The organism is Hyalangium sp. (assembly GCF_035629615.1).
GTDB lineage: Bacteria > Myxococcota > Myxococcia > Myxococcales > Myxococcaceae > Hyalangium.
The window spans coordinates 1-10,794 of sequence record NZ_DASPHO010000611.1 but is presented as its reverse complement, the minus strand read 5'-3'; the positions used below and the strand labels follow the sequence as shown (position 1 = coordinate 10,794).

The 10,794-nt window shown below is 70.7% G+C and carries 10 protein-coding genes; 5 read left to right on the top strand and 5 right to left on the bottom strand.

Annotated elements, in window-relative coordinates; genetic code table 11:
- The 3 genes from VD972_RS30985 to VD972_RS30975 all read right to left on the bottom strand — a co-directional run.
- On the bottom strand, positions 1–1,666 hold a 1,666-nt coding region (locus tag VD972_RS30985), incomplete at its 3' end, for a chitobiase/beta-hexosaminidase C-terminal domain-containing protein (protein ID WP_324992388.1).
- Positions 1,667–1,812: 146 nt separating this feature from the next.
- Positions 1,813–2,772 carry a hypothetical protein gene (locus tag VD972_RS30980; RefSeq protein WP_324992387.1) on the bottom strand — a complete coding sequence of 320 codons (960 nt, stop codon included), beginning with the start codon at positions 2,770–2,772 and terminating at the stop codon, positions 1,813–1,815.
- A 58-nt stretch (positions 2,773–2,830) separates the two neighbouring features.
- Positions 2,831–3,802: an L-threonylcarbamoyladenylate synthase gene (locus VD972_RS30975; RefSeq protein WP_324992386.1), complete on the bottom strand. Its 972-nt coding sequence runs from the start codon at positions 3,800–3,802 to the stop codon at positions 2,831–2,833.
- 32 nt (positions 3,803–3,834) lie between these two features.
- On the opposite strand from VD972_RS30975, the gene VD972_RS30970 reads away from it, so the two are divergent.
- The 5 genes from VD972_RS30970 to VD972_RS30950 are packed head-to-tail and all read left to right on the top strand — an operon-like array spanning position 3,835 to position 9,913.
- On the top strand, positions 3,835–5,265 hold the full coding sequence (locus VD972_RS30970) for a TIGR01777 family oxidoreductase (protein ID WP_324992385.1): 1,431 nt from the start codon (positions 3,835–3,837) through the stop codon (positions 5,263–5,265).
- Positions 5,266–5,323: 58 nt separating this feature from the next.
- A complete protein-coding gene (locus VD972_RS30965) occupies positions 5,324–6,265 on the top strand; it encodes an ABC transporter ATP-binding protein (protein ID WP_324992384.1) in 942 nt (313 codons plus the stop codon).
- Positions 6,262–6,984: an ABC transporter permease gene (locus tag VD972_RS30960; protein WP_324992383.1), complete on the top strand. Its 723-nt coding sequence runs from the start codon at positions 6,262–6,264 to the stop codon at positions 6,982–6,984. Before VD972_RS30965 ends, VD972_RS30960 begins: the two co-directional genes overlap by 4 nt.
- Positions 6,981–8,834 carry a Gldg family protein gene (locus VD972_RS30955; RefSeq protein ID WP_324992382.1) on the top strand — a complete coding sequence of 618 codons (1,854 nt, stop codon included), beginning with the start codon at positions 6,981–6,983 and terminating at the stop codon, positions 8,832–8,834. The genes VD972_RS30960 and VD972_RS30955 overlap by 4 nt, the downstream gene beginning before the upstream one ends.
- Complete coding sequence (locus tag VD972_RS30950; protein WP_324992381.1) at positions 8,831–9,913, top strand: hypothetical protein; 1,083 nt, start codon at positions 8,831–8,833, stop codon at positions 9,911–9,913. The genes VD972_RS30955 and VD972_RS30950 overlap by 4 nt, the downstream gene beginning before the upstream one ends.
- A gap of 7 nt (positions 9,914–9,920) precedes the next feature.
- Here the strand turns inward: VD972_RS30950 and VD972_RS30945 are convergent, their stop codons facing one another.
- Both VD972_RS30945 and VD972_RS30940 read right to left on the bottom strand, forming a co-directional pair.
- A complete protein-coding gene (locus tag VD972_RS30945) occupies positions 9,921–10,586 on the bottom strand; it encodes a GvpL/GvpF family gas vesicle protein (protein ID WP_324992380.1) in 666 nt (221 codons plus the stop codon).
- Between the two features lie 9 nt (positions 10,587–10,595).
- Positions 10,596–10,794, bottom strand: a 199-nt coding sequence (locus tag VD972_RS30940; protein ID WP_414654155.1) for a response regulator, incomplete at its 5' end; no start/stop codon positions are given.

Here is a 10,794-nt window from a genome sequence, read left to right as displayed (position 1 = left end):
GCAGGGAGTTGGGCAGGCGCAGCTGGAGGTTGCTGTTGTTGGGCGTGCCGGTGGTGGACAGGGTGGCGGCGACGTGCCCCGCGCCAGACGGTGCGAAGGTGTCCAGCAGCGTGCCGCGGATGGCGATGAGCTCGCTCTCGTAGGTGTCCACGGAGGCGGGCAGGTCAACGCCCGTCACATCGGTCCGCAGGGGCTCCACTGACTCGCCGGTGCCATTGCGGAGGAAGCCGGTGACGGCTGTCACATGCACCCTGCCGCTCACCGTGGCCTTCTGCGTGGCCACCAGCGTCACCCGGTCTCCGGCCGAGGGCACGGGATTGAGGGTGCTGGGGGACACCGCCACGAAGAGGGCTGGGCCAGAGGGCTCGGCCTGGAGGAAGAAGCCCGCGGCGTCGGAGCCGACCGGCGGCTTCTTGTAGGTGACGAGCGCCAGCTCGATGGACTGGTTCAGCGCGCCATCGGCCGCGGCGCGCACGGCGGCAATCTGGGCGGAGGTAGAGGCCGGCGATTGGCCGATGAAGTACGACACGCTCTTCACGGACGCAGCCTCGCTGTTGCCGAGCTGGTCCACCGAGAAGAACTTCACCACGGTGTGGGCGCTGATGGAGATCGGGCTCGTATAGCGAGGAGAGGACGGGGTGGGAGTGCTCCCGTCCGTTGTGTAGTACGTGTTCGCGCAGCCGGAGCCGCCCGCGCCGTCATCGCAGGTGAGCGTGACATTCTGCGCCGTGGGGTACACGCCCCCGGCCGGGCTGGCCGTCGTCGTGGGCGGGGTGACGTCGGTGGTGAAGGTGTAGTCCTCGCTCTTCGCCGGCTCGGCGTTGCCCTGCCGGTCTACCGAGAAGAACTTCAGCGTCAGGGGCCGGTCGATGAGGATGGGGCCGGTGTACATGCTCGAGCTCGGGGTCGGCGTGCTGCCATTCGTCGTGTAGTAGGTGGCCTGACAGCCCGAGCCCGTCCCGTCGTCACAGCTCAGGGTGACGCTCTGGACGGAGTCGTAGGCGCCGCCCGCCGGGCTCGCGGTGGTCGTCGGAGGCGTGGGGTCGATGACGTATGTCTCGGTCACCACCGCCGAGGCGCGGCCGAGGTTGTCGGTGGCAAAGAAGCGCAGCGTGGTGCTCGTGCTCACCGTGAGTGGCGCGGAGTAGGCCGGGGAGGACGTCGTCGGGGTGGAGCCATCCGTGGTGTAGTGGATGGAGCCACAGCTCGAGCCCGCGCTGGCGCTGCACGTGAGGGTGACGGTCTGGGCCGAGCCATACGTGCCCCCCTGGGGAGCGGCGGTCACCGTGACCGAGGCCAGATTGAGGGTGTACTGCTCCGTCTTCACCGCCTCGGAGTTGCCGGCCGCATCCACCGAGAAGAACCTCAGGGTGGTGGTGGCCGAGAGGGCGATGGGGGCGCTGTAGCGGGAGGAGCTGGTCGAGGGTGTGGAGCCGTCCGTGGTGTAGTGCGTCCCCGAGCAACCGCTCCCGCCGCCGTCGTCGCAGCTCAGCGACACGGAGACAGGTGAGGTGAAGGTGCCGCCCGCGGGCTCCGCGCGGCTCGTGGGGGCCGAGGTGTCCTCTTCAGGCGGCGGCGGTTGCGGATCGCCGCCACACGCGCTCGCCACGTGCAGGACAAGCAGTGCCAGGACGAACCGGAGATACACAGCGGGCTGCAGCGCCATGGGAGGGCCCTCACGAGGGAGAAGGAGGGCCGGAGAGTGTCATCCGCGCGCGCCCTGCGGCAAGAATCAACCCGTGAGGGACCTGGGGCTCCGGGCCCTCGGGAGCGTCCGCCTCGGGCGGGAGGCGGACGGCGCCGGGCCTGCAGCTACTTCTTCGCGGCGGGCTGCAGCAGCTCCGCGGGAACCGAGTCCAGCGCGGTGAGCTGCAGCCGGAGCGTGCCCGGGGGCACCTGCGCCGGGGACTTGCCCGGGGCCGGTGTGTAGCCCTGCGTCTTCGAGGAGAGCGTGCCCTGCCAGGAGCGCCAGCGGCCCGCCTTCACCAGGAACTGGCCGCTCCCCTTGAATGTCACCTCGGAGGTGATCTCGAGGGGGGTCCGCGACCTCTCGTCATGGTGATCAACGGCTGTCGCGGGCTTCTTGCCCTTGCCCTTGCCCTTCTCGGGGGCGGCCTTGAGCGGCGAAGTCTCCGAGGCGGCGCCCGGGGCGAGCGGCGCACCGGGTGGGAGGCTGCCGCTCACGAGCTCGGAGAGCTCATACTCGAGGGTGGCGACCCGATCGTCGCCCTCCGGGGTGAGCGAGGCGAGCTTCACGGCGTTGCGCCGATCCGACTTCTTCGAGTTGAAGTTCGGCCCGAGCGGCTCGGGGTTCACCAGATCGGTGCCCAGCGTCCACGTGTCGCCCACGCCCACCGGATCCTTGGGCAGCTCCAGCAGGATCGTCGCGAGGTTCCGGTCCACGCTGCCGAGCCCATCCAGGATGAAGCCGCGCTCACTGAAGGTGCCCTCCTCCGGAGCCGTGTTCCGCGCGATGCGAAGCACGTTGTCCCCGGACTGGGGGTGCTGGAGGACGTAGACCGCCTTCAGGGCGCTCCCCCCTGCCTCCGGGGTGCCCTCCAGGCGGAAGGCCACGGGCGTGCCCACGGCGAGCTTCCAGCGCAGCACCACCTTGTTGGGATCCGGCGCGGGCTCGGTCCTCTTGGGTGCCTCTTCCTTGGGCGGCTCCTGGTAGCCAGCGGGACGGGGAATGGGCTCGAGCTGGCCGGGCGGCTTGTCATTGCACGCGGCCAGGGCACCGAGGAGGAGGAGGCTCAGCAGACTTCGCTTCAAGGTGGCACTCTCCGGACGAGGAAGCAGGAGCGGGGATAGCGGAGACTACCCCGAGGCTTCAAGAGTCCGAAGGACGGGGAGCAGCGGCGCGGGCGAGCCGGTCCCTCACTGCCAGTCCCAGGCCCTGCGCGGGGGGCAGGCACGCCACGAGCATGTCCAGCCCCGCCATGTCCGCCTCGCGCAGGCGCAGGTAGAGGAGGCGCGCGGCGCCGGCAGGGTCCTCGGGGATGTCGAAGCGCCGCAGATCTCTCGGGAGGGACAGGCTCTGCGGGCCGAGCACGCCCACCACGAGTCCTTGGAGGCGCAAGCTCTCGGCCCGAGCGACGGCCTCGGCGGGCTCCACGAGCACCACGCCCACCCGCGGGGCGTAGTGGGAGGGCAGCGAGCCGGAGACGCGCACGGTTGACGCGGTGCGTACAGGAACCGGGCGCCCGAGGACGCGCTCCAGCTCCTCGGTGGGCAGGCCTCCAGGGCGCAGGAGGGCGGGCTCGCCGGAGCTGAGATCGACGATGGTGGACTCGACACCCACCGTGCAGGGGCCGCCGTCGAGCAGGAGGTCCACCTCGTCCCCGAGGTCCTGGCGCACATGCTCGGCGGTGGTGGGGCTGACGCGGCCGAAGCGGTTGGCGCTGGGGGCGGCCAGCCCCCCTCCGAGCGCCCGGAGGACGGCGAGGGCGACGGGGTGGTGGGGCACGCGCAGGGCGACGGTGTCCTGGCCTCCGGTGACGGCGTCGGTGGCACGGGAGGTGCGCCGGAGCACCAGGGTGAGCGGGCCGGGCCAGAAGGCGGCCGCCAGGCGGAGGGCGCTGTCCGGCACCTCGCTCGCCCACTGGGGGAGGGCCTCGGCATCCGGCAGGTGGACGATGAGCGGGTGGGTGGCCGGCCGGCCCTTGATGGCGAAGATGCGGCGCACGGCCAGCTCATCCTCGGCGTTGGCGGCCAGGCCGTACACGGTCTCCGTGGGCAGGGCGATGACACCGCCCTGCCGAAGGATTTCCACTGCGCGATCGATGAGCTCCGGGGTAAGCATGCGCGGCCTCACTGTCGCGGCCGAGAGGGGTCATGAGCAAGTCCAGGATGTTCGATGCTCGCAGCCGGATGCCGGTGTCGGCCACGGAGCTGTTCGCCTGGCATGCCCGGGAAGGGGCCTTCGAGCGGCTGACGCCCGCCTGGGAGTCCTTGGAGGTGCTGGAGCGCAGCGGGGACGGCATCCGCGAGGGCGCCCGCGTGAAGCTCCGGATGCGGGTAGGGCCCGTGCGCCAGACGTGGGTGGCGCGGCACTCCAAGTACATCGAGGGCTCGCTCTTCCAGGATGAGCAGGAGTCCGGCCCCTTCTCCCGCTGGGTGCACACGCACCGCATGTGGCCCGAGCCTCCCGCCTCCTCGGTGCTGGAGGACGAGATCGTCTACGGGCTGCCGCTGGGAGCGGCGGGGCAGGCGGTGGGGGGCGGCATGGTGCGGCGCCGGCTGGAGCAGACATTCGCGTACCGGCACGCGGTGACGCGGGAGGATCTGCGGCGGCACGCGGCCTTCGCGGGGCAGGGGCCGCTCACGGTGGGGGTGACGGGGGCCACCGGGCTGGTGGGCAGCTCGCTGGTGCCCTTCCTCACCACGGGCGGCCACAAAGTCCGGCGGCTGGTGCGAGGGCGTGCGAGCCCGGCGCGAGGGGACGTGGCGTGGAACCCGGACAAGGGGGAGATCGACACGGCGGCGCTGGAGGGCGTGGACGCGGTGGTGCACCTTGCGGGCGCGAACGTGGCCCAGCGGTGGACGCCCGAGGCCAAGGAGCTCATCCTCCGCAGCCGGACCCAGGGCACACGCGTGCTGTGCGAGGCGCTCGCCCGCCTCCAGAAGAAGCCCCGGGTGCTGGTGTGCGCCGCGGCCATCGGCTTCTACGGCAATCGCGGAGATGACGTAGTGACGGAGGTGAGCCCTCCGGGCGACGGCTTCCTGGCCAGCGTGTGCCGGCAGTGGGAGGCCTCCACGGCGGCCGCGGAGGAGGCGGGCATCCGCGTGGTGCACCTGCGCATCGGCGTGGTGCTGGACATGCGGGGTGGGGCGCTGACGCAGCTCGTGCCCCCCTTCCTCATGGGCGGCGGGGGACCGGTGGCCGGCGGCCAGCAGTGGCTGAGCTGGGTCTCGCTCGAGGATGTGCTGGGGCTCACCCACCTGGCCCTCTTCAACTCGGAGCTGCGAGGGCCCGTGAACGCGGTGGCCCCCCAGGCGGTGCGCCAGGGAGAGCTGGCCCGCACGCTGGGCAAGGTGCTCTCCCGGCCGGCGGTGTTCCCGCTGCCGGCGGTGGCGGTGCGCACGCTGTTCGGCGAGATGGGGAAGGAGACCCTGCTCTCGAGCACCCATGTCCGCCCCGAGGTGGCCGAGCGCCTCGGCTTTCCGTTCATGCACCCCCAACTGGAGGACGCCCTGCGCTTCACGCTGGGTCGCACCACGGCGGGCCCCGAGTTCACCCACTCGGCGGCTCCGGATGAAGCTTGACAAACGCCATTGCTGCGCGAATTAAGACGCGCTTTTTCCCAGGTACAGAGGGTCCCGGATGATCCAGGTCGAAGGGCTCACGAAGTACTACGGCGAGCATGCCGCGATTCGAGATCTGGCCTTCACCATCAACAAGGGTGAGGTCATCGGCTTCCTCGGGCTCAACGGAGCGGGGAAGACGACGACGCTGAAGGTTCTCGGGTGTGTGCTCCTGCCTACCTCAGGGCGAGTGGTGATAGACGGGTACGACGCGGTGCGCGATCCGCACGAGGTGCGCAAGCGCATCGGGTTCCTGCCGGACACGCCGCCGCTCTATGACGAGATGACGGTGGGCGAGTACCTCGCCTACGTGGCCCAGCTGCGCGGGGTGCCGGCGAGCGAGGCTCGCTCGCGTGTCACCGAGGCCGAGGAGAAGACGGCGCTGCGCGACATGGACGGGGCGCTCATCTCCACGCTGAGCCACGGCTACCGGCAGCGCGTGGGGGTGGCGCAGGCGCTGGTGCACCGCCCGGCCTTCCTCATCCTGGACGAGCCCACCAGCGGCCTGGATCCGGCGCAGATCCGTGGCATGCGCGAGCTCATCCGCAACCTCAAGGGCACGCACACGGTGCTGGTGTCCAGCCACATCCTCCCGGAGATCAGCGAGACGTGTGACAGGCTGCTCATCATCAGCGGCGGGCAGCTGGTGGCTCAGGGGACGGAGGAGGAGCTGGCGCGCAAGCTGGGCGGGGGCACCATCGAAGTGGACGTGAGAGGGGATAGGACGAAGGCCCTGGAGGTGCTGGCGGGGCTGGGCCCGGTGACGGTGGCGCAGGAGGATGGGGCGTTCCTGTCCCTGCGCGTGGAGGTGTCTCCGGACCTGAGGCCCAAGGTGGCGCAGGCGCTGGTGGGCGCGGGGCTGGAGCTGCTCCGGCTGGATCGCGGCACGCAGCGGCTGGAGTCCATCTTCCTGAGCCTGACCCGGCATGGCGGGGCGTCGCCCCGGGAGGTGGCATCATGAAGGCGCTGCTCATTGCACGCCGCGAGCTGGCGGGGTACCTGCGCTCGCTGAGCGGCTACATCATCATCGCGGCGATCCTCGCGCTGAACGGGCTGTTCTTCAACGCGTTCGCTCTGGGCAAGGCGGCGGAGCGCTCCGCGACGGTGCTCTCCAACTTCTTCTACTACTCGAGCGGCTTCACCATCGTCGCCTCGGTGTTCATCTCCATGCGGCTGCTGGCCGAGGAGCGGCAGGCCGGCACGCTGCCGCTGCTGTACTCCTCCCCGCTGAGGGATCGGGACATCGTCCTGGGCAAGTACCTGGCGGGGCTGGCCTTCCTGGCGATCTACCTGGCGTGCACGATCTACATGCCGCTGCTGGTCGCCGTGCACGGGAAGGTGTCCGCGGGTCACATCTTCGCGGGCTACCTGGGGCTGCTGCTGCTGGGCAGCGCGTCCCTGGCCGTGGGGACGTTCGGCTCGGCGCTGGCGCGCAACCAGATCATGGCCGCCATCCTCACCGCGGTGATGCTGGTGGGGCTCATCCTGTGCTGGCTGCTGGCGCGCATCGCCGAGCAGCCGCTCGCGGGTGTGTTCAGCGCGATGTCGCTCTGGAACCAGCACTTCCCACCGTTCCAGGGGGGCCTGGTGCATGTGCGGGACGTGGCCTACTACCTGTTGCTCACCTACGTGGCGCTCTTCGGGGCCACACGGGTGCTCGAAGCCCGGAGGTGGCGATGAACTCCCGAGGCAGCAGTCTCTTCTTGAGCATCGCCTTCGCGGTGGTGCTGGTGCTCGGCCTGATTGCCGAGCGAATCGCCGGCGCGGGCACGGCGCTCACCGCCACGGTGGTGGTGCGCACGGTGCTGCTGCTGGCGCTCATTGCCTGGGGCGCGCTGCGGATGGCCCAGGCCAGCGGCGAGCGCAAGGTGCTGTGGAGCTGGGCGCTGCTCTGCTACGTCATCGGCTTCGTCGGGCTGCTGCTCTTCACGGCTCAGTCGGAGCTGGGGGCGCGGGTGCTCGGCGCGTCGCTGTCGCAGTCCTCGCCGAAGCTGGCGGTGGCCTTCCAGGCGCTCTTCCCGGCGCTGCTGGTGCTGTCGCTGCTGCCGCTGGCGCTGCTGGAGGCCTCCGCCGCGGCCATGGTGCGTGCGCCGGTGCTGGAGACGGATCGGGCGCGCGGGGCGCTCTTGTCCGGCGTGGGCACGTCCTTCGTGCTCATCTTCGTCTTCTCGGCCATGTTCGTGGCCACGCAGCGGGACGTGACGTGGGACCTGTCCTACTTCCGCACCGCCCGGCCGGGGGACTCCAGCAAGAAGATCGTGAGCGCCCTCACAGAGCCGCTGCAGGTGACGCTCTTCTTCCCGCCCGCCAACGACGTGGGCGAGGCGGTGGCGCAGTACTTCCGCGAGCTGGCCAAGGAGTCCCCGCAGCTCCAGGTGGAGCGGCTGGACCAGGCCGTGGAGCCGGCGCGGGCCCGCACGCTGGGAGTCACCACCAACGGCGTCGTCGTCCTCTCTCGCGGGGAGCAGCGCGAGATCCACACGGTGGGCCTGGAGATCGAGCGGGCTCGTGGGCAGCTCCAGCGGCTGGATCAGGAGGTGCAGAAGCGGCTGCTCACGGTGGCTCGGCCGAAGCGCGTGGTCTACATCACGGAGGGCCACGGTGAGCGCGGCGATGCGAAGCCTCCGCCGGGGGAGACGCCGCGCCCCGGCATCTCGCAGCTCAAGGAGCTGCTGCGCGGGCAGAACGTGGAGGTGCAGACGTTGAGCGCCGCCGAGGGGCTGGGCCAGGAGGTGCCGCGCGACGCGGCGGCGGTCATCATCCTCGGCCCCACGAAGGACTTCCTCCCGGAGGAAGTCACCTCCCTGCGCGACTACTTCGAGAAGGGCGGGCGGCTGTGGATCGCGCTGGATCCCGAGGGCACCGACCAGGAGGAGCTGCTGCGGATGCTCGGGGTGAAGTACCTGAAGACGATGCTCGCCAACGATCAGGTGTACTTCCGGGCCACGCGCCAGCCGAGCGATCGCACCAACCTGGGCACGGCGAGCTACTCCTCGCACCCCTCCGTCTCCACGCTGGCCCAGCTGGGCGGGCAGGGGCCGGTGGCCTTGCTGGGGGCGGGCGCGCTCGAGCCCGTCATGCCTCCGCCGGAGGGCATCAACCTGGACGTGACGGTGCGGGCCCACGAGGCCACGTTCCCGGATCCCAACAACAACTTCACCGAGGACCCAGGCGAGGAGCGCCGCAACTGGCCGCTCGTGGTGGCGGTGCAGAAGAAGGGCACCGGCAAGGATCCTGCTCGGGCGGTGGTGATGGGTGACTCGGACGCGCTGATGGACGGCGTGCTGCCGAACCTGGGCAACGTCTACCTGGCGATGGATGCGCTGCGCTGGCTCACGGGCGAGGAGGCCATCTCCGGCAAGGTGTCCAGTGAGGAGGATGTGCCCATCCAGCACACGCGCGAGCAGGACGTGCTCTGGTTCTGGGCAACGGTGCTCCTGGCGCCGGCGATGGTGCTGGCGGTGGGCTTCTTCGTGACGCGACGGCGGGGCCGGCGTGCGCCGGCTGTGCCGGAAGGAGGTGCGCGATGAACGCGCGTGGGGTGGCGCTGCAGGGTGTGCTGGCGGTCGCGGGACTGCTGGCGGCCTATCTCACCTGGCAGCGAGAGCCGGAGGGACAGCCCGGTGAGATCACCGTGCTGGACATCTCCAAGCGGGCGCTCCAGCGGGTGCGCTTCGAGGATGCGACGCGCTTCGCGGAGCTGTTCCGCGACCCGAAGGACGAGGACAAGCTCCTGGTGCTGATCGGGGAGAAGCCCAAGCCTCCGCCGCCCGCTCCGGCTGCGGCGGACGGTGGCACGGCGGACGGTGGCGTGCCCGGTGGCACGGCGGATGGCGGAACTGCGCTGGCCTCTGAAGGAGCGGCCAAGGCCGCGACACCGCCCGCGCCGCCTCCTCCTCCGCGTGAGCTGCGTGCCAACCAGAACGCGGAGGCCCTGTTCGGCCGACTGGCGCCGGTGAAGGGCTCGCGGGCGCTGGGCCAGCTGGACGCGAAGAAGCTCGAGGAGCTGGGGCTGGTGAACAGCCCGCGCAAGCTGACGTTCACGGTGGATGGCCGCGAGCAGGTGCTCTCGCTGCCGGGCCCCTCTTCATCGGCACCTTGGGGAACGCCCTACGCGCTGCGCGAGGACGGCAAGGTCTTCCTGCTGGTGACGACAATTGTCACGGACTTCGAGAACGCGGGGAACCGGCTCGTGGACCGCCGGCTGCACACCTTCGAGGAGGGGGACTACGACACCATCACCATCTCCCAGGGGAAGAACTCGCGGACGTTCATCGCGAGCGGCAAGCCTCCGACGCCTGTGACGATCGCTCCCCAGAGCGCGCCGGACAAGCCGGACGAGTTCGTCCGCAACTGGCACGATCGCGTCTGGCGGATGGCGGCGATGGACGTGCTCGGCCGGGGAGAGGAGCCGCCAGGCGGACCGGTGGAGGAGCTGGTCCGCGTGGAGTACCGGAAGGGCGGCAAGGAGCTGGGGTTCCTCGTCCTCGCGAAGAACACCAAGAACGAGTACTTCGCGCGGAGCGAGCACAGCGCGGGTTGGGTCCGGCTCCACGCCGGCTTCGACACGCTGGCGAACGAGGGCATCAAGATCGCCTCGGGGAGCTGAGCCCGCGCTAGCCCGGGTCCTCGGGGAGCTCCGCCGTCTCGGGCTCCTGGCGCAGGAGGATGTCCGCGAAGTGGTAGGGCGCCCACGGGCCGGTGTACAGGAGCGCGAGCCGCTCGAAGCGCGCGGCCAGGGAGCGCACCTTCGCATCGAAGGCCGCCTCCTGCTCGCGCGCCACGAGGAAGGCCGCATTCAGGACCATCCGCTCGCCAAGGGGGCTCACCACCCGCACCGCGGTGGCCTGGGGCCTCAGTTCCTCCACCAGGGCCTGAGCGTCATGCTCGGCCACCTCCCGGGAGATGACGTCCTGGTCCCAGAGCACCTTGAGCCCCAGCTCGATGTGCCCCTCCAGCCGTGCCAGCACCCCCGTGAAGGCGTCATGACCTGAGCGCAGCAGCTCCACCACCTGCTCGCGGTCCCGGAAGGTGAGCCCGAAGGCCGCGGGCAGCAGCGTGTGCTCTCGGAGGACGGCCTCCTGCACTCGCTGGTGGGCGATCAGGTGATCCCTCGTCGGATCCGGCACTCCGGCCGGGCCCTCGGACACCACCGCTGCCAGGTTCCCGTGCAGCACCGTCTCCACCAGGGCCGGGGGCGTGCCCAGGCCGATGGCACCGAAGCTCTGCTCCTCCGTCGCGCGCAGCACCCCGTAGAGGTAGAGGGACGGCGTCCGTGCCATGGCCTCTCCTCACCGGACACGGGCTGCCAGCACCCTCTTCACCTCCGCCACCAGGGTGTCCGGCAGGCAGGGCTTGATGACGAAGGCATCGCACTTCACCTCGTGCGCTCCGCCCTGCTCGTTGGCCAGGGCATGCCCGGTCAGCGCCACCACGGGGATGTTCTTCGTGCGCTCGTCGCCCTTGAGCCGGCGTGTGGCCTCCCACCCG

What these genes read in the sequence shown, in the direction of transcription:
- VD972_RS30975 (WP_324992386.1), bottom strand. Translation starts at nt 3,802, where the DNA reads ATGCTTACCCCGGAGCTCATCGATCGCGCAGTGGAAATCCTTCGGCAG.
- VD972_RS30970 (WP_324992385.1), top strand. Translation starts at nt 3,835, where the DNA reads ATGAGCAAGTCCAGGATGTTCGATGCTCGCAGCCGGATGCCGGTGTCG.
- VD972_RS30965 (WP_324992384.1), top strand. Translation starts at nt 5,324, where the DNA reads ATGATCCAGGTCGAAGGGCTCACGAAGTACTACGGCGAGCATGCCGCG.
- VD972_RS30960 (WP_324992383.1), top strand. Translation starts at nt 6,262, where the DNA reads ATGAAGGCGCTGCTCATTGCACGCCGCGAGCTGGCGGGGTACCTGCGC.
- VD972_RS30955 (WP_324992382.1), top strand. Translation starts at nt 6,981, where the DNA reads ATGAACTCCCGAGGCAGCAGTCTCTTCTTGAGCATCGCCTTCGCGGTG.
- VD972_RS30950 (WP_324992381.1), top strand. Translation starts at nt 8,831, where the DNA reads ATGAACGCGCGTGGGGTGGCGCTGCAGGGTGTGCTGGCGGTCGCGGGA.
- VD972_RS30945 (WP_324992380.1), bottom strand. Translation starts at nt 10,586, where the DNA reads ATGGCACGGACGCCGTCCCTCTACCTCTACGGGGTGCTGCGCGCGACG.